The sequence below is a fragment of the Acidovorax sp. M14 genome (assembly GCF_049331375.1).
Lineage (GTDB): Bacteria > Pseudomonadota > Gammaproteobacteria > Burkholderiales > Burkholderiaceae_C > Acidovorax.
This window is the reverse complement of sequence record NZ_CP186263.1, coordinates 2,692,346-2,710,851: the sequence shown is the minus strand read 5'-3', so window position 1 is coordinate 2,710,851 and position 18,506 is coordinate 2,692,346. Positions and strand designations below refer to the sequence as shown.

12 protein-coding genes are annotated in these 18,506 nt (G+C 62.1%); 10 read left to right on the top strand and 2 right to left on the bottom strand.

Annotated elements, in window-relative coordinates; translation table 11 throughout:
* Nucleotides 1-121: 121 nt before the first annotated feature.
* The 5 genes from ACOYR4_RS12430 to ACOYR4_RS12410 all read left to right on the top strand — a co-directional run bounded on the left by ACOYR4_RS12430 (nt 122) and on the right by ACOYR4_RS12410 (nt 7,718).
* Nucleotides 122-3,001: a 2-oxoglutarate dehydrogenase E1 component gene (locus ACOYR4_RS12430; protein WP_015013899.1), complete on the top strand. Its 2,880-nt coding sequence runs from the start codon at nt 122-124 to the stop codon at nt 2,999-3,001.
* Between the two features lie 51 nt (nt 3,002-3,052).
* Complete coding sequence (gene odhB, locus ACOYR4_RS12425) at nt 3,053-4,327, top strand: 2-oxoglutarate dehydrogenase complex dihydrolipoyllysine-residue succinyltransferase (protein ID WP_422846806.1); 1,275 nt, start codon at nt 3,053-3,055, stop codon at nt 4,325-4,327.
* Between the two features lie 90 nt (nt 4,328-4,417).
* Nucleotides 4,418-5,845, top strand: coding sequence for a dihydrolipoyl dehydrogenase (gene lpdA / locus ACOYR4_RS12420; protein WP_209819511.1), 1,428 nt, complete (start codon nt 4,418-4,420; stop codon nt 5,843-5,845).
* Between the two features lie 80 nt (nt 5,846-5,925).
* Complete coding sequence (gene zapE, locus ACOYR4_RS12415) at nt 5,926-7,023, top strand: cell division protein ZapE (RefSeq protein ID WP_015013902.1); 1,098 nt, start codon at nt 5,926-5,928, stop codon at nt 7,021-7,023.
* Nucleotides 7,020-7,718: a hypothetical protein gene (locus tag ACOYR4_RS12410; RefSeq protein ID WP_422846805.1), complete on the top strand. Its 699-nt coding sequence runs from the start codon at nt 7,020-7,022 to the stop codon at nt 7,716-7,718. Before zapE ends, ACOYR4_RS12410 begins: the two co-directional genes overlap by 4 nt.
* A gap of 152 nt (nt 7,719-7,870) precedes the next feature.
* On the opposite strand, the gene ACOYR4_RS12405 is transcribed toward ACOYR4_RS12410, so the two are convergent.
* Complete coding sequence (locus ACOYR4_RS12405) at nt 7,871-8,677, bottom strand: PP2C family protein-serine/threonine phosphatase (RefSeq protein WP_015013904.1); 807 nt, start codon at nt 8,675-8,677, stop codon at nt 7,871-7,873.
* 107 nt (nt 8,678-8,784) lie between these two features.
* On the opposite strand from ACOYR4_RS12405, the gene ACOYR4_RS12400 reads away from it, so the two are divergent.
* A complete protein-coding gene (locus ACOYR4_RS12400; protein WP_172727569.1) occupies nt 8,785-8,988 on the top strand; it encodes a YdcH family protein in 204 nt (67 codons plus the stop codon).
* Nucleotides 8,988-11,060, top strand: coding sequence for an ATP-dependent DNA helicase (locus ACOYR4_RS12395; protein ID WP_422846804.1), 2,073 nt, complete (start codon nt 8,988-8,990; stop codon nt 11,058-11,060). Before ACOYR4_RS12400 ends, ACOYR4_RS12395 begins: the two co-directional genes overlap by 1 nt.
* Here the strand turns inward: ACOYR4_RS12395 and ACOYR4_RS12390 are convergent.
* Nucleotides 11,023-11,820 carry an outer membrane protein assembly factor BamD gene (locus ACOYR4_RS12390; RefSeq protein ID WP_015013907.1) on the bottom strand — a complete coding sequence of 266 codons (798 nt, stop codon included), beginning with the start codon at nt 11,818-11,820 and terminating at the stop codon, nt 11,023-11,025. The two genes, ACOYR4_RS12395 and ACOYR4_RS12390, sit on opposite strands and share 38 nt — an antisense overlap.
* A 207-nt stretch (nt 11,821-12,027) precedes the next feature.
* Here ACOYR4_RS12390 and dnaE point away from each other — a divergent pair, with 207 nt between their 5' ends.
* The 3 genes from dnaE to clpA all read left to right on the top strand — a co-directional run bounded on the left by dnaE (nt 12,028) and on the right by clpA (nt 18,434).
* Nucleotides 12,028-15,561, top strand: a complete 3,534-nt coding sequence (gene dnaE, locus ACOYR4_RS12385) for a DNA polymerase III subunit alpha (protein WP_422846803.1) — start codon at nt 12,028-12,030, stop codon at nt 15,559-15,561.
* Nucleotides 15,562-15,659: 98 nt separating this feature from the next.
* Nucleotides 15,660-16,028, top strand: coding sequence for an ATP-dependent Clp protease adapter ClpS (gene clpS, locus ACOYR4_RS12380; protein WP_015013909.1), 369 nt, complete (start codon nt 15,660-15,662; stop codon nt 16,026-16,028).
* Between the two features lie 57 nt (nt 16,029-16,085).
* Nucleotides 16,086-18,434 (top strand): ATP-dependent Clp protease ATP-binding subunit ClpA, encoded by a 2,349-nt coding sequence (gene clpA, locus ACOYR4_RS12375; RefSeq protein WP_110958534.1) that lies wholly within the window; start codon nt 16,086-16,088, stop codon nt 18,432-18,434.
* The last annotated feature ends 72 nt before the right edge of the window (nt 18,435-18,506 follow it).

Genomic DNA, 18,506 nt, shown 5'->3' with positions numbered 1-18,506 from the left:
ATGGCGGTCGTACCAAGGCCCTTCCCCAGCCACAGTCGCATCCGCCAACCGGTTCAGCCGTGTCGCGGAAGGTTTCTCAACCAGCTAATGCTTTCCCAAGGAAAGCGGAGGTCAGCGGAATATGAGCGATACGACATCCGTCTATCAAGCCTACCAAGGCAACACTTACCTCTTCGGCGGCAATGCGCCCTATGTCGAAGAGATGTACGAGAACTATCTCGCCAACCCCGGTAGCGTGCCCGATACGTGGCGCGAGTACTTTGATGCACTGCAGCACGTCCCGGCCGTGGATGGCAGCAACGCCAAAGACGTCCCGCACCTGCCCGTCATCAATGCCTTCGCAGAGCGCGCCAAGCAAGGCGGCACCAAGGTGGTGGTGGCGACCGGCGCTGACTCGGAGCTGGGTCGCAAGCGCACGGCCGTACAGCAACTGATCGCCGCCTATCGCAACGTGGGTCAACGTTGGGCCGATCTGGACCCGCTCAAGCGGACCGAGCGCCCCGCAATTCCTGAGCTGGAACCCTCTTTCTACGGTTTTAGCGACGCCGATCAGGAGACCGTGTTCAACACCAGCAACACGTTCTTCGGCAAAGAGTCGATGACCTTGCGCGAGTTGATCAACGCGCTGCGCGAGACGTATTGCGGCTCCATCGGTGCCGAATACATGTACGCCACCGACCAGAATCAGAAGCGCTGGTGGCAAGAGAAGCTGGAAACCATCCGCAGCAAGCCCAACTTTGGCGCGGACAAGAAGAAGCAGATCCTGGACCGCCTGACGGCCGCTGAAGGCCTCGAGCGTTTCCTGCACACCAAGTACGTAGGTCAAAAGCGTTTTTCGCTCGAAGGTGGTGAGAGCTTCATCGCTGCGATGGATGAACTCATCCAGTCTGCCGGCGCCAAGGGCGTGCAGGAAATCGTGATCGGTATGGCCCACCGTGGCCGTCTGAACGTGCTGGTCAACTCCCTGGGCAAGATGCCCAAGGACCTGTTCGCAGAGTTCGACCACACCGCTCCCGAAGACCTGCCCGCAGGTGACGTGAAGTACCACCAAGGCTTCAGTTCGGACGTGACCACCCCCGGCGGCCCGGTTCACCTGTCGCTGGCATTCAACCCTTCGCACCTCGAAATCGTGAACCCGGTGGTCGAAGGCTCTGTGCGCGCTCGCATGGATCGCCGTGCCGACCCCCATGGCAAGCAGGTTCTGCCCGTGCTGGTCCATGGCGACGCAGCTTTTGCGGGCCAGGGCGTCAACCAGGAAACGTTGGCGCTGGCCCAGACCCGTGGCTACTACACGGGCGGCACGGTGCACATCATCATCAACAACCAGATCGGTTTCACCACCTCCGATCCCCGCGACGCACGCTCCACGCTGTATTGCACCGACATCGTGAAGATGATCGAGTCGCCCGTGCTGCACGTGAACGGTGATGACCCAGAAGCCGTGGTTCTGGCGACCCAACTGGCGCTTGAATTCCGCATGGAATTCAAGAAAGACGTCGTGGTGGACATCATCTGCTTCCGCAAGCTGGGCCACAACGAGCAGGACACCCCGGCTCTGACGCAGCCCCTGATGTACAAGAAGATCGGCGCACACCCCGGCACCCGCAAGCTGTACGCCGACAAGCTGGCCACCCAAGGTCTGGGCGAGTCGCTGGGCGATGACATGGTCAAGGCCTACCGTGCCGCCATGGACGCGGGCAAGCACACGGTCGATCCGGTGCTGACCAACTTCAAGAGCAAGTACGCCGTGGACTGGAGCCCGTTCCTGGGCAAAAAGTGGACGGATGCTGGTGACACCGCCATCCCGCTGGCCGAGTGGAAGCGCCTGGCCGAGAAGATCACCACCATCCCCGATAGCGTCACGCCACACCAGCTCGTCAAGAAGGTGTACGACGACCGTGCTGCGATGGGCCGTGGCGATATGCCCGTGGATTGGGGTATGGGCGAGCACATGGCGTTTGCTTCGCTGGTGGCCAGCGGCTACCCAGTGCGCCTGTCCGGCGAAGACTGCGGCCGTGGCACGTTCACGCACCGCCACGCCGTGATCCATGATCAAAAGCGCGAGAAGTGGGACATCGGTACGTACGTGCCGCTGCAAAACGTGGCCGACAACCAGGCCCCGTTTGTTGTGATCGACTCCATCCTGTCCGAAGAGGCGGTGCTGGGCTTCGAGTACGGCTATGCATCGAACGACCCCAACACCCTGGTGATCTGGGAAGCGCAGTTCGGCGACTTCGCCAACGGCGCGCAGGTGGTGATCGACCAGTTCATCGCCTCGGGCGAAGTGAAGTGGGGCCGCGTGAACGGCATCACCCTGATGCTGCCCCACGGCTATGAAGGCCAGGGCCCTGAGCACAGCTCGGCCCGCCTGGAGCGCTTCATGCAGCTGGCTGCCGACACCAACATGCAGATCGTGCAGCCCACCACGGCCAGCCAGATCTTCCACGTGTTGCGTCGCCAGATGGTGCGTGATCTGCGCAAGCCGCTGATCATCATGACGCCCAAGTCGCTGCTGCGTAACAAGGACGCCACCTCGCCGCTGTCCGAGTTCACCAAGGGTAGCTTCCAGACGGTGATCCCCGAGCAGGATGAAGCGATCGTGAAAAAGGCCGCCAAGGTCAAGCGCGTGATCGCATGCTCGGGCAAGGTGTACTACGACCTCGTGAAGAAGCGCGCCGAGAAGGAAGCCGACGATGTGGCGATCCTGCGTGTCGAGCAGCTGTACCCCTTCCCGCACAAGGCGTTCTCTGCCGAACTGAAGAAGTACCCGAACGCTACCGACGTGGTGTGGTGCCAGGACGAGCCACAGAACCAGGGCGCCTGGTTCTTCGTGCAGCACTACATCCACGAAAACATGCTCGAAGGCCAGAAGCTGGGCTACTCCGGCCGCGCTGCTTCGGCATCGCCAGCCGTGGGTTACTCGCACCTGCACCAGGAACAACAAAAGGCGCTGGTGGACGGCGCGTTTGCCAAGCTCAAGGGTTTTGTCCTGACCAAGTAAGGCCAGCTGCGACCCGACAACAGAACAAAACCCCATTCCGAAAGAATTGATATGGCTATCGTAGAAGTCAAAGTCCCCCAGCTGTCCGAATCCGTGGCCGAAGCCACGATGCTGACCTGGAAGAAGAAGGCCGGTGAGGCCGTGGCCGTGGACGAAATCCTGATCGAGATCGAAACCGACAAGGTCGTGCTCGAAGTGCCCGCGCCATCGGCTGGCGTGCTGGCAGAAATCATTCAGGGCGACGGCGCCACGGTGGTGGCGGACCAGCTCATCGCCAAGATCGACACTGAAGGCAAGGCCGGTGCTGCAGCTCCTGCTCCGGCAGCCGCAGCTCCCGTGGCTGCGGCTGCACCTGCTGCCGCCCCCGCCGCTGCTGGCGGCTCCAAGGGTGATGTGGCCATGCCTGCTGCCGCCAAGCTGTTGGCCGACAACAACCTGTCTGTGTCGGCCGTGGCCGGTTCGGGCAAGGACGGCCGAGTGACCAAGGGTGACGTGCTGGCCGCTGTGGCCGGTGGCGCCAAGGCTGCCGTGGCTGCCGTGGCTGCGCCGAGTGTGATCCCCACAGGTGTGCCCACCAAGGCATTGCCCCAGGTGGCAGCGCCCGCTGGCAAGGAAGACCTGAGCGGCCGTCCCGAGCAACGCGTGCCCATGAGCCGCCTGCGCGCCCGTGTGGCCGAGCGTCTGCTGCAGTCGCAGTCGACCAACGCCATCCTGACCACGTTCAACGAAGTGAACATGGCCCCCGTGATGGACCTGCGCAAGAAGTTCCAGGACAGCTTCACCAAGGAACACGGCACCAAGCTGGGCTTCATGTCCTTCTTCGTGAAGGCTGCGGTGCACGCCCTCAAGAAGTACCCCGTGCTGAATGCATCGGTGGATGGCAACGACATCGTCTACCACGGCTATTTCGACATCGGTATCGCAGTGGGTTCGCCACGCGGTTTGGTGGTCCCCATTCTGCGCAATGCCGACCAGATGAGCTTCGCCGACATCGAGAAGAAGATCGCCGAGTTCGGCAAGAAGGCTGCCGAAGGCAAGCTGGGTATTGAAGAAATGACCGGCGGTACGTTCTCCATCTCCAATGGCGGCACGTTCGGCTCCATGCTGTCCACCCCCATCATCAACCCGCCTCAGTCGGCCATCTTGGGCGTGCACGCCACCAAGGACCGCGCCGTGGTCGAAAACGGTCAGATCGTGATCCGCCCGATGAACTACCTGGCCATGTCCTATGACCACCGCATCATCGACGGCCGCGAAGCCGTGCTGGGCCTGGTGGCGATGAAGGACGCGCTGGAAGACCCATCGCGCCTGTTGTTCGACATCTGATCCCCTGACTGCATCGACCCACCCGCGTGGCCCGGCCTCTGGTCCTGCCCGCCGGTGGGTCTTTCTCCAACTGACTGAACGAGATTTCCCATGAGCAAACAATTTGATGTGATCGTCATCGGTGGCGGCCCCGGTGGCTACATTGCCGCCATCCGCGCCGCCCAGCTGGGCTTCAACGTCGCCTGTATCGACGAATGGAAGAACGACAAGGGCGGCCCCGCGCCCGGCGGCACCTGCACCAACGTCGGCTGCATCCCTTCCAAGGCACTGCTGCAGTCGTCCGAGCACTTCGAGCATGCGAACAAGCACTTTGCCGAGCACGGCATCACGGCGACCGGCGTCAAGATGGACGTGGCCAAGATGATTGCCCGCAAGGACACCGTCGTGAAGCAGAACAACGACGGCATCCTGTACCTGTTCAAGAAGAACAAGGTCAGCTTCTTCCATGGCCGTGGCTCGTTCGCCAAGGCCGTCGAGGGGGGTTACGAGATCAAGGTGGCGGGTGCCGCTGAAGAGACGCTGACCGGCAAGCAGATCATCATCGCCACCGGCTCCAACGCCCGTGCGCTGCCCGGCACGCCGTTTGATGAGGAACTGGTGCTGTCCAACGATGGCGCGCTGCGCGTTGGCGCCGTGCCCAAGAAGCTGGGCCTGATCGGCTCGGGCGTGATCGGCCTGGAAATGGGCTCGGTGTGGCGTCGCCTGGGTGCTGAAGTCACCATCCTTGAAGGCCTGCCGACCTTCCTGGGTGCCGTGGACGAGCAGATCGCCAAGGAAGCCAAGAAGGCCTTCGACAAGCAGGGTCTGAAGATCGAGTTGGGCGTGAAGGTCGGCGAGATCAAGACCGGCAAGAAGGGTGTGAGCATTGCCTACACCAACGCCAAGGGCGAAGCCCAGTCGCTGGAAGTGGACAAGCTCATCGTCTCCATCGGCCGCGTGCCGAACACCATTGGCCTGAATACCGAAGCTGTGGGCCTGCAACTGGACGAGCGCGGCGCCGTCGTGGTGGATGCGGACTGCAAGACCAACCTGCCCGGCGTCTGGGCCGTGGGCGACGTGGTGCGTGGCCCGATGCTGGCGCACAAGGCCGAGGAAGAGGGCGTTGCCGTGGCGGAGCGCATTGCAGGCCAGCACGGGCACGTCAACTTCAACACCATCCCTTGGGTCATCTACACCAGCCCCGAGATTGCATGGGTGGGCCGCACCGAGCAGCAGCTCAAGGCCGACGGCGTCAAGTACAAGGCCGGCAGCTTCCCGTTCTTGGCCAACGGCCGCGCACGCGCGCTGGGCGACACCACCGGCATGGTCAAGATGCTGGCCGATGCCGAGACGGATGAAATCCTGGGCGTTCACATCGTGGGCCCACAGGCCAGCGAACTGATCGCCGAGGCCGTGGTGGCCATGGAGTTCAAGGCCAGCAGCGAAGACATCGCGCGCATCTGCCACGCCCACCCCAGCCTGAGCGAAGCCACCAAAGAAGCAGCGTTGGCAGTGGACAAGCGCACTCTGAACTTCTGATTGAGGTTTCAATCAGCTGCAAGCGCATGATTTACATGCGCTCGCAGCTATTATTTTTGTAGTATCAGAGCATCCACAAAGTGACCGTCAAACAGGCTTACCTGGCCGAGCTGGCCGCCAAAGGCTACCAAAGCGACCCCGCCCAGCTGCGTGCAGTGGATGCCCTGCAGCGCTGTGCTGACGAGTGGGCCCAGTACAAGGCGCGGCGCTCCAACGCGATCAAGAAGCTGATCAACCGCCCCGAGATTCCGCGCGGCGTATATATGTACGGCGGCGTGGGGCGGGGCAAGAGCTTTTTGATGGAGTGCTTTTTTGACGCTGTGCCCCTGAAGCGTAAGGTGCGCTTGCACTTTCACGAATTCATGCGTGAAGTACATCGCGAACTGGCAGCCCTCCAGGGCACGGTTAATCCGCTGGACGTGTTGGGCGAGCGCATCGCCAAACGCTACAAGCTCATTTGTTTTGATGAGTTCCATGTGGCGGACATCACGGACGCGATGATCCTTCACCGTTTGCTGGTGGCGTTGTTCGACAACGGTGTGGGCTTTGTGACCACTTCCAATTTCAAACCGGACGACCTTTACCCCGGAGGCTTGCATCGCGACCGCATCCTGCCTGCGATTGACCTGCTCAATGAGCGGCTCGAAGTGGTCAACGTGGACAACGGCACCGACTATCGCCGCCGGACGCTGGAGCATGTGAAGCTGTATCACACGCCACTGGGCCCTGAGGCGGACGCCGAGATGAACCAGGCGTTCGACCAGCTCGCCGAAGTGCATGACGAAGACCCCGTGCTGCATATCGAGGCGCGCGAAATTCGAGCCCGGCGCAAGGCCGGCGGGGTGGTGTGGTTTGACTTCAAGACCCTGTGCGGCGGGCCCCGGTCGCAGAACGACTATCTGGAGATTGCGACGCAGTTCCATACCGTGCTGCTGTCCGATGTTCCGTACATGCCCGTGAGCATGGCATCGCCAGCGCGGCGGTTTACCTGGCTGGTGGACGTGTTGTACGACCGCAGGGTCAAACTCATTCTGTCGGCGGCCGTGCCGCCTGAGCAGCTGTATACCGAGGGGCCACTGGCGCACGAGTTTCCACGCACGGTGTCGCGGCTCAACGAGATGCAATCCAAGGAATTTCTGGCGCTGGAGCGCCGCACGGTGGATACGGGGTTGACATGAGCAAGACCGGTGGGCGTTTGTGGTCTGCGTTGGTGGTGCTGGCTTGCTCAGTGGTGCCTGTGCTGGTTGCTCCGGCCCGTGCTGCCACGGAGGCGGGGGCAGAGTCCGCATCTGCGTCGGCAGCAGCGCATCGAAAGACGGAGCGTGACCGTATCGCACGCGAACGCGAGGCGCTGACAGCCCGGCGCCAGCAGGAAGAGGCGGTGTGCTACCAGCGCTTTGCGGTGGAGGATTGCTTGCGTGGTGTACGCGCCAAGGCGCGGGAGACCCACGACCGGCTGCGCGCGCAGGAAATCGAACTCAACGACGCCGAGCGCAGGGAGAAAGCGGCAGAGCGCCTGCGGGCCATCGAGGACAAGCAAACAGCCGTCCCCCCCGCGGCCAAGCGTGCGGAGGCACAGGTTCGCAAGCCAGCGGCTGATCCAGACGCTGCCAAGGCGCAGCGCGACTCAGAAGCGCACCAACGCGCGCAGCAACAAAACAGCCGCGCCCAGGCTCAGGCGACTGAGCAGGCCACACGTGCTGCCGCCAACGCGGATCGCGCGGCCCAGTCGCGTGCCAAACATGAACAGGCGCTCCAGGCTGCGGAGGAGCGTCGCGCGCGGGTTGAAAAATCCAGAGCCGATGCCTTGGCCCAAGGCCGCAAACCTGCTGCGCCCTTGCCGGCGCCTGCCGCGTCTGCGCCGATGCGTTGAATTGGGAAAACCCGCAGGGGGACCGGCGATCAGAAGGGGCGGGAGATCCCAGGCACATCAGCCAATAGGGAGGCAGGGTGGGGTAGTCTCATCACTACCCGATGAAATCCCTGCACTACCCCTGCTCCCGGCTGGTGGAGCGGACGAGATCCTCAGGGCCGGCCCATGTCCAGGGGCGTCAGGCGCGCAATTTTTTTCTCTTCGGCCAACGCCTCGATCTTGACGACCACCAGCGACAGGTTATCGCCGCCTCCACGTGCGCGGGAGCGGGCTTTTTCAATCAGGAACTCTGTCGCCTCCCGGGGGGACAGTGAATCGACCACCGATGCCAGCTCAGTAGGAGAAAAGTAGTGCCACACCCCATCACTACAGGCCAGCAAGACATCGCCCGGCTGAAGCTGCGGAATCACATGGGTCGTGATGGGCGGGTCACTTTCGGTGCCCAGGCAGCCCACCAGGATGTTGGAGTGGGGATGGTTGTTGGCTTCGGCTTCCGTCAGCTCACCCCGGTCGACCAGCGCTTGCACATAGGAGTGGTCGCTGGTGCGAAACGCCAGCCGGGAACCCTGAAAGTGATAAATGCGCGAGTCGCCCGCGTGGACCCAGTGACAGTCACCCCGGGGGTTGATCAGAAACGCCGCGATGGTGCTGTGGGGTTCTTGCTCTGCCGAGATGGCGGTCAGCCGAATGACGATGTGCGCCTCTTCGACCATGTTCTTGAGCATTGCCACCGGGTCGTCGGTGTCGGGCGAATAGCGCTCAAACAACTGGCGCGCCGTCATCATGACCTGGTCCGACGCCTTGCGCCCGCCGCTGCGGCCACCCATACCGTCGGCGACCACACCCAGCACGCAGCCGTTGTGCCGCTCATGGGAGATCAGTGCCACCTGGTCTTGCTGGTATTCGCGGTCACCCTTGTGGATGCCGGTGGAGGCGATGAGGCGAAACGCTTTGGTCATGCTGCAGATTGTGGGGGCGCCTACGCGAACGCCTGTCGTGGAAAGCGGGCCAAACGCGTATTATCCGCCCGCCTGTGGCATTTTTGCCATGCCCGTGGCCCCCTGCCTTGAAACCCAGTCTGCACTCCCCCCACCGCCAGTTGATCGAACTGCGCATGGAACATGCCGAACTCGATGCGCTCATCGACCGGTGTACGCCCGATGCGGCGCCTGACGAACTCACTTTGCGCCGTCTCAAAAAGCGCCGGCTGGTGCTGCGGGACGCCATGGAGCGGCTGGAGCGGCAACTCGAACCCCAAGAGCCCGCCTGATGTCGTTGGTGGCCATGGTGCCCGAGGTGTTTGCCCCCGGTGGTGTGTTGGCGCGGGCAGATGGGCATTTTCAACCGCGTGACGGCCAGACCCAGATGGCCGTTGCGGTGGCTGAGACCATCGCAGAAGGGGGTGCGCTGGTGGTGGAGGCGGGTACCGGTGTGGGCAAGACCTACGCCTATCTGGTGCCCGCCTTGCTGAGTGGTGAGCGGGTGCTGTTGTCTACCGCGACCAAGGCCCTGCAGGACCAGTTGTTCGCGCGCGACCTGCCTCGGCTGGCCCAGATCCTGGGGCTGCCCGTTCGCATGGCCCTGTTGAAGGGGCGCGCCAGCTATTTGTGTCTGCATCGCGTGCAGCAGGCACGCCTGGATGTCCAGGCCCAGGACCGTGGCGTCGCCCGCGTGCTGGCCAAGGTGGAGGACTGGTCGCGCCAGACCGTATCCGGCGATCTGGCCGAGCTGACCGGATTGGATGAGCGCTCGCCGGTGATTCCGTTGGTCACTTCGACGCGTGAGAACTGCCTGGGGTCCTCGTGTCCCCGCTTTCGGGAATGCCATGTGCACCGCGCGCGGCGCGAGGCGTTGGCGGCAGACATTGTGGTCATCAACCACCACCTGTTCTTTGCCGATGTGGCGGTGCGCGAGTCGGGCATGGCCGAGTTGCTACCGACGGTGCGTGTGGTCGTTTTTGATGAGGCCCACCAGATCAATGAGACCGGCGTTCAGTTTCTGGGGACGCAGATGTCCACGGGGCAATGGATGGACTTTGCCCGCGACCTGCTGATCGCCGGACTACAACATGCGCGCGGGTTGGCGGACTGGGCGGGGCTGTCGCAGATTCTGGAGTTGTCCGCACGGGACCTTCGTCTGGTCGTTGGCAACGCGATTTTCCAGGGGGCGAATGGCGTTGCAGCAGGAGCCAGAATGCGCTGGACGGAAGAGGCCCCCGAAGGTCTCTCGGCCGCTGCGTGGCATGCCGCGTTGCACGCATTGGGCTCGGCGTGCGCGCAGTCGCTGGACGCGCTGGACATGGTGAGCGAAATATCGCCCGATCTGGAGCGTCTGTACGAACGTGGCAGTGCACTGTTGGCACGGCTGGCCAGGTTTTCGGGCCCTTGTCAGGCCGATGCGGTGCGTTGGCTCGATGTGGGCAACCAGTTGCGCCTGATCGAGTCTCCGCTGGACATTGCAGACGCCATGCGCACCCGGATTCTGACGTCGCCCGCAGAAACCTCGGAAGGGGGAGCCTGGCCGGAAGAGCCAGCCGTAAATGTGGGCAGGGCGTGGATTTTCACGTCTGCGACGCTGGGTGCCGACGAGGCCTTGACCTGGTTCACCGAACGAGCCGGACCGAAGGATGCACGCATCCTTCGCGTGGCCAGTCCGTTCGACTACGCCCGACAGGCGGCTTTGTATGTGCCGCGCCAGTTGCCATCGCCTGCGGATCCGTCCCACAGCCGCAGCGTGGCGGAGTGGGTTGCGCTGGCCGCCGAGCCGCTGGGCGGGCGTACGCTGGTGCTGACCACCACACTCAAGGCCTTGCGCACCATTGGCGACGCCCTCAAAGCGCGTTGGCAGACCTCTGGCGCGTTGGAGGTGTTGGTGCAGGGTGAGTGGCCCAAGCGGCGCTTGATGGAGCGTTTTCGCGAAGGCGCATCACACGGCCGACCGGGTTGTGTGCTGGTGGCCTCGGCTTCGTTCTGGGAGGGGTTTGATGTGCCAGGCGACGCTCTGCAACTGGTGGTCATCGACAAGCTGCCGTTCCCACCCCCGGGAGATCCGTTGGTGGAGGCGCGCACCCAGCACATCGAAAGGGCAGGTGGCAAAGCGTTTACATCCTACGCGCTGCCGGAGGCGGCGGTTGCGCTCAAGCAGGGGGCCGGGCGCTTGATCCGGCATGAAACCGACCGGGGTATCTTGGTGGTGGGCGATACACGCCTGGTGACGATGGGTTACGGCAAGCGCTTGCTGGCCGCATTGCCTCCGATGCGCAGGCTGGAATCGCCCGAAGAATTCGAGTCTGCGTTGATGGCGCTTACCAAACCTTCCACCACGGATCCGACTTGCCCTTGAAGCCGCCATTCAGATAGGCGCTTTGTGGGTAGGACTTGTCCATCACACGGCGGGCGTCGTCGCGCAGCTGGGTCATTCCGAGCGCGTCGTAGGACTGGATCAGGATATACAGCGCCTCTTCAAGCGCTGGCACACCTTGGTAGTCTGCCAATGCCACTTGTGCGCGGCCAATGGCAGCCACATAGGCGCCACGTTGGAAGTAGTAGCGCGCCACATGCACCTCGTACTGCGCCAGCGAATTGACGATGTAGGTCATGCGCTGGCGCGAGTCCTGCGCGTAGCGGGATTCAGGAAAGCGCGTGACCAGTTCGCTGAAAGCTTCAAAGGAGTCTTTGGCGGCTTTCTGGTCGCGCTCGGACAGGTCTTGGCGCGAGATGAACGAGAACAGGCCTAGGTTGTCGTTGAAGTTGACCAGGCCTTTCAGGTACAGCGCATAGTCCAGAGCCGGGCTTGCAGGGTGCAGCTTCATGAACCGGTCGAGCGTGGCGATGGCCTGCGCCTTTTCGCCCGCCTTGTAGTGGGCATAGGCCTTGTCGATCTGCGCCTGTTGGGCCAGGGGAGTCCCTGCAGCACGGCCCTCCAGCTTTTCCAGCAGCGGAACGGCCTTGTCGTAGGCCCCGCTGTTCATTTCGTCCTGGGCTTCCGAGTGAATGCGATTGGGACTCCAGCCCGCCGTTTTATCGACCGTGGTGCTGGAGCAGCCAGCCAGCAAACCAGCTAGCAGCAGGGCGGAAACAAGGGGCAGTGGGGCACGCAGCATCGCAAGCAGCTTTCAGCAAAGAAAAAAGGAGGTGCGCCAAAAGGGGCTCAGGGTTTTTGCTGTGGGCGAATGCACTGAACACACCCGACACGCAAGCTGCCACCACCATTTCAGGCACGAAAAGCATTGTACCGGCGGCGCCTGCCGCGCCAAGGCGCAGCGGGCGCCAGTGCTACCGTGAGCCGCCGGGGTTTCTACAATGCCTGCATGTTTGTTCATTTGCGCCTGCACACCGAGTTCTCCGTCGTTGACGGTACCAATCGCATCGACGAGGTGGCCAAAGCCGCTGCCAAAGACGGCCAGCCCGCTCTGGCTATCACCGATCTCAACAATCTCTTTGGCGCGATCAAGTTCTACAAAGAGGCGCGGGGAAAGGGTGTCAAGCCCATCCTGGGCGCGGAGATTTTTCTCGAAGGCGAGGCCGGTGCCCCCCCGTCGCGTCTCATCGTTCTGGTTCAGAGTCGGCAGGGGTATCTGAACCTTTCGGAGCTGTTGGCCCGCGCCTGGACGCGCAACGTTGTGAAAAACCTGGCGTTGAGCACCTGGGCATGGCTGGAGGAGTTATCCGAGGGATTGATCGCGTTGTCTGGCGCTCAGGCCGGTCCGGTAGGGCAGGCGCTGATGAAGGGGGATGAGTCGGGCGCTGCGGACATTGCATTGCGTTTGGCGGGGATTTTTCCGCACCGGTTTTATGTGGAACTTCAACGCGCTGGCCGGACTGACGATGAAGTCCATGTGGTTGCGGCAGCACAGCTCGCTGCACGACTGAGCCTGCCCGTCGTCGCAACCCACCCAATTCAGTTTGCCGGGCCCGATGACTACGAGGCGCATGAGGCCCGCATCTGCATCGCAGAAGGGGAAATCCTGGCCAACCCCCGCCGGGTGCGCAAGTTCACTCGCGACCAGTATTTCAAGACCTCTGCGGAGATGGAGGCCTTGTTTGCTGACCTGCCATCGGCCATTGCCAATACGGTCGAGATCGCGCAACGCTGCAATCTGACCCTGGTGTTGGGCAAACCGCAGTTACCGGACTTTCCGACGCCCAATGGCATGCCCATCGATGAGTATTTCCGCTACGCGTCGTTCGAAGGGTTGGAGGAGCGCCTCAAGCATCTCTTCCCAGACGAGACCGAAAGAGACAAGCAGCGACCACGCTATGTGGAGCGACTGGAGTTCGAGCTGGGCACCATTCTCAAGATGGGGTTTCCCGGCTACTTCCTGATCGTGGGTGACTTCATTCAGTGGGCGAAGAACAATGGCTGCCCGGTGGGGCCGGGCCGTGGTTCAGGTGCCGGTTCGCTGGTCGCCTATGCGCTGAAGATCACCGACCTGGACCCGCTGCAATACAACCTGCTGTTCGAGCGCTTTCTGAACCCAGAGCGCGTGTCGATGCCTGACTTCGACATCGATTTCTGCCAGTCCAATCGCGATCGGGTGATTGACTATGTCAAGGACAAGTACGGCAAAAATGCTGTGAGCCAGATCGCCACCTTCGGCACGATGGCGGCCAAGGCGGCCATCCGCGACGTGGGCCGAGTCATGGACATGAGCTACACATTCTGTGATGGCATCTCCAAGCTGGTGCCCGGCAAGCCCGGCATGTCCTACACCCTGGCCTATCCGCCCGAGGTGAAGAAGGAAGGCGACAAGAACAATTACGCGCTGGAACTGGAGCCCACGCTCTACGAGCGCGTGCGCAAGGAAGAAGACGTCAAGACCGTCATCGAGATGGCGCAAAAGCTCGAGGGCATGACGCGCAACATCGGCATGCATGCTGGTGGTGTGTTGATCGCGCCCGGCAAACTCACCGATTTCTGCCCGCTGTACCAGCAGCCAGGCAGCGAGTCGGCCGTGAGCCAGTACGACAAGGACGACGTGGAAGCCATCGGACTGGTCAAGTTCGACTTTTTGGGGTTGGCAACGCTCACCATTCTGGAGATTGCGCGCGAGTTCATCATCAAGCGCCACAAGGGCCAGGAGAACTTTGCGTTCGAGAACATTCCGCTCGACGACGGGCCGACGTACCGGCTGTTCTCCGAGGGCAAGACTGAAGCGGTATTCCAGTTTGAAAGCCGCGGCATGCAGGGCATGTTGAAAGAGGCGCGCCCCAGTCGGTTGGAAGACCTGATTGCCCTGAATGCGTTGTACCGGCCAGGGCCTATGGACCTGATTCCCAGCTTCGTGAATCGAAAGCATGGCAAGGAAGAGGTCATCTACCCGCACCCGCTGGTGGAGCCTGTGCTGGCCGAAACTTACGGGATCATGGTGTACCAGGAGCAGGTGATGCAGACCGCTCAGGTCCTGGGCGGTTACAGCCTGGGCGGCGCCGACATGCTGCGCCGGGCCATGGGCAAGAAGAAGGCCGAGGAAATGGCCGAGCACCGCGCCATCTTCCGCAAGGGAGCTGCCGAGAAGGGCATCAGCCAGGAGAAGGCTGACGAGGTGTTCGACTTGATGGAGAAGTTTGCGGGCTACGGCTTCAACAAGTCGCACGCAGCGGCTTATTCCCTGCTGGCGTATCACACCGGCTGGCTCAAGGTGCACTACACCGCCGAGTTCTTCTGCGCCAACATGACGGTGGAAATGGATGACACCGACAAGCTCAAGGTGTTGTTTGAAGACGCGCAAAAGATGGGGCTGTCGTTTGAGCCGCCTGATGTGAACCGGGGCTTCTACCGGTTCGAACCCGTCACCGACAAGATCATCCGTTATGGCCTGGGGGCCGTGAAAGGCACGGGTCAACAGGCGATTGAAGCCATCGTCGCCGCCCGCGAAGGGCGCGGGGAGGGGCCACAGGGGTCAACGAAGGGGCCTTTCAAGAGCCTGTTTGATTTCTGTGTGCGAGTGGACAAGGCCCGCATGAACAAGCGAACGGTGGAGGCACTGATCAAGGCTGGCGCCTTTGACTCCATCCATCTCAACCGGGCAGCCCTGGTGGCTTCGATTGACCGTGCGTTTGACTTTGCCGCCGCAACGCTCGCCAACGTGAACCAGGGGGGGTTGTTCGACATGATGGGCGACGATGCCCATGGCTCCAGCACGCAGGAACCAGACCTGGTGGATGCAACGCCCTGGGGCATCAAGGAGCGGCTCACGCTGGAAAAAACCGCCGTGGGGTTCTACCTGTCTGGCCACCTTTTTGATGAAGTGGCGACGGAGGTGCGCCGTTTTGTGCGGACCCAGATCGACGAGCTGCTGGATAGCCGTGAGCCCCAGGTCCTTGCCGGCATCATCAGCGACTTCCGGGTCATCAACGGGCAACGGGGCAAGCTGGGGCTCTTCAAGCTGGACGACAAGTCGGCGGTGATCGAAGCGTCTGCGGATGAAGCGCTGCTCAACACTTACCGCAACCAGCTCAAGGAGGATGAGTTTGTGGTGATGATGGGACGGTTGCAACTGGATCACTTCAGCGGTGGCCTGCGCGTCAAAGTGCAGCAGGTGTGGGATTTGGCGGGCGCGCGTTGCCGGTTTGGCAAATATCTGCATGTGACCGTGGGTGACAAGGCGCCAGATGTGCCGCGCCTGGTGCGCGAATTTCCGCCGGTGCGCGAAGAGATTGCCGAAGGGGAGTTGGTGCACGGGCTGCGCGTGCGGATGGGGGTGCGTTGCCAGTCGGACGACGCGACCGCAGTGGCGGAGTTGCAACTGGGCGAGAACGCGCGCTTTTACCCCAGCGATGCAGCCCTCGCGGCGTGGACGGCCCAAGTAGGCGCCGGTGCTGCCAATGTGGTCTATGAGTGACGGATTGTTCCGCCAGAGTTTCGGTCAGCGGCTGGCTTGAAAAATACCTGCCCCACAACCAGCTTCTCCTGCAGCAGCACCTTCTTCGGGTCGCTAGAATGATTTTCATGGCAACAAAACCACCTTCACCCCCCACCGCGCCGCCGGTGACTCGGCCAGCGCGGGATGACGGCGGTTCGGTCGTGCTCGAGAGGCGCACCCAAAAGACCCAGCCGCCCCAGATGTACCAGGTGGTCATGCTCAATGACGACTACACGCCCATGGAGTTCGTCATCGTGGTGCTGCAGGAGTTTTTCAGCAAGGACCGCGAAACGGCCACCCAGATCATGTTGAAGATCCACCTGGATGGCAAAGGCGTTTGCGGCGTTTATTCGCGCGACGTGGCCGCCACCAAGGTAGAGCAAGTGCTTGACGCCGCCCTCAAGGCGGGCCACCCACTGCAATGTGTCAGTGAGCCTGTTGAATAACAGGTCTTTTGTCCCGATCTACAGTTATCCCTTCCACGCAAGCACAAAGGAGTTCACATGATTGCCCAGGAACTGGAAGTCAGCTTGCACATGGCCTTTGTTGAGGCCCGTCAGCAGCGCCACGAGTTCATCACCGTGGAGCATCTGTTGCTTGCATTGCTCGATAACCCCAGCGCAGCGGAGGTGCTGCGCGCATGTTCGGCCAACATCGATGATCTGCGTTCATCGCTGTCGAACTTCATCAAAGACAATACGCCCCAGGTCGCCGGTAGCGACGAGGTGGACACTCAACCCACCCTGGGCTTCCAGCGGGTGATCCAGCGCGCCATCATGCACGTGCAGTCCACGGGCAACGGCAAGAAAGAGGTGACGGGCGCCAATGTGCTCGTGGCCATCTTCGGCGAGAAAGATTCGCACGCCGTGTACTACCTGCACCAGCAGGGCGTCACGCGCCTGGACGTGGTCAACTTCATTGCCCACGGCATCAAGAAGGGCGAGCCGCCAGAACCCGCCAAGGCTGAGAACCAGGCCGAGGGCGAAGAAGGCGGTGGTGGCGAGCGCAATGAGAAAGCCTCGCCGCTGGAACAGTTCACCCAGAACCTGAACCAAGCGGCCAAGGACGGCAAGATCGACCCGCTGATCGGCCGCAACTACGAGGTTGAGCGCACGATCCAGATTCTGTGCCGCCGTCGCAAGAACAACCCGCTGCTGGTGGGCGAAGCCGGTGTGGGCAAGACCGCGATTGCCGAGGGCCTGGCTTGGCGGATCACGCAGAACGATGTGCCTGAGATCCTGGCGGAGGCCACGGTGTACTCGCTCGATATGGGCGCGTTGTTGGCGGGCACCAAGTACCGTGGCGATTTCGAGCAGCGCCTCAAAGGCGTGCTCAAGTCGCTCAAGGACAAGCCCAACGCTATCCTGTTCATTGACGAGATCCACACCCTGATCGGTGCGGGCGCGGCCTCAGGTGGCACCTTGGATGCGTCCAACTTGCTCAAGCCTGCGCTGTCCAGCGGCCAGCTCAAGTGCATTGGTGCAACCACCTTCACGGAGTACCGTGGCATCTTTGAAAAGGATGCTGCGCTGTCCCGCCGCTTCCAGAAGGTGGATGTGGTCGAGCCCAGCGTGGCCGAGACCATCGACATCTTGAAGGGCCTTAAGAGCCGCTTTGAAGAGCACCACAGCGTGAAGTACGCCGCTGCGGCCCTGCAGGCTGCGGCCGAACTGAGTGCCAAGTACATCAACGACCGCCATTTGCCTGACAAGGCCATCGACGTGATCGACGAAGCCGGTGCCGCGCAGCGCATCCTGGTGCCCAGCAAGCGCAAGAAGACCATTGGCAAGGCCGAGATCGAAGAGATCGTGGCCAAGATCGCGCGCATTCCGCCCGCCAACGTGTCCAACGACGACCGCGGCAAGCTGCAGACGCTGGAGCGTGACCTCAAGAGCGTGGTGTTCGGTCAGGACAAGGCGCTTGAGGTGCTCGCCAGCGCTGTCAAGATGGCGCGTTCGGGTCTGGGCAAGGGCGACAAGCCCATCGGCTCGTTCCTGTTCAGCGGTCCCACGGGCGTCGGCAAGACCGAAGCGGCCAAACAGCTTGCCTACATCATGGGCATCGAGCTGATCCGCTTCGACATGTCCGAGTACATGGAGCGCCATGCCGTGAGCCGCCTGATCGGCGCCCCCCCGGGCTACGTGGGCTTCGACCAAGGCGGTCTGCTGACCGAAGCCATCACGAAGAAGCCGCACGCGGTGCTGCTGCTCGACGAGATCGAGAAGGCACACCCTGACATCTTCAACGTGCTGCTGCAAGTCATGGACCATGGCACGCTGACTGACAACAACGGCCGCAAGGCCGACTTCCGCAACGTGCTCATCATCATGACCACGAATGCCGGCGCCGAGACCATGAACAAGGCGACCATCGGCTTTACGAACCCGCGTCAGGCGGGCGACGAGATGGGCGATATCAAGCGCCTGTTCACGCCCGAGTTCCGCAACCGGCTGGATGCCATCGTCAACTTCAAGGCGCTCGACGAGCAGATCATTCTGCGCGTGGTGGACAAGTTCCTGCTGCAGCTGGAGACGCAGCTGGCCGAGAAGAAGGTGGAGGTCACCTTCACCGACGCCTTGCGCAAGCATCTGGCTAAGAAGGGCTTTGACCCCCTGATGGGCGCGCGCCCGATGCAGCGCCTGATTCAGGACACGATCCGCCGTGCCTTGGCCGACGAGCTGCTGTTTGGCCGCCTGACCGAGGGTGGGCGCCTGACTGTGGACATCGAGATGAAGAAGGACGACAAGGGGGTGGAAACACCCGAAGTGCTTCTGGACATCCAGCCTTTGCCCAAGAAGGAGCGCTCGGCGAAGTCTGAACCTGCAGAGCCGGAAGAGGCAACGACCGACTGACCTTGCGTTCTTAGCAAATCCACGAAAAGCCCATGGCGTCAGCCGTGGGCTTTTTCATTGGCGATGGCCGCT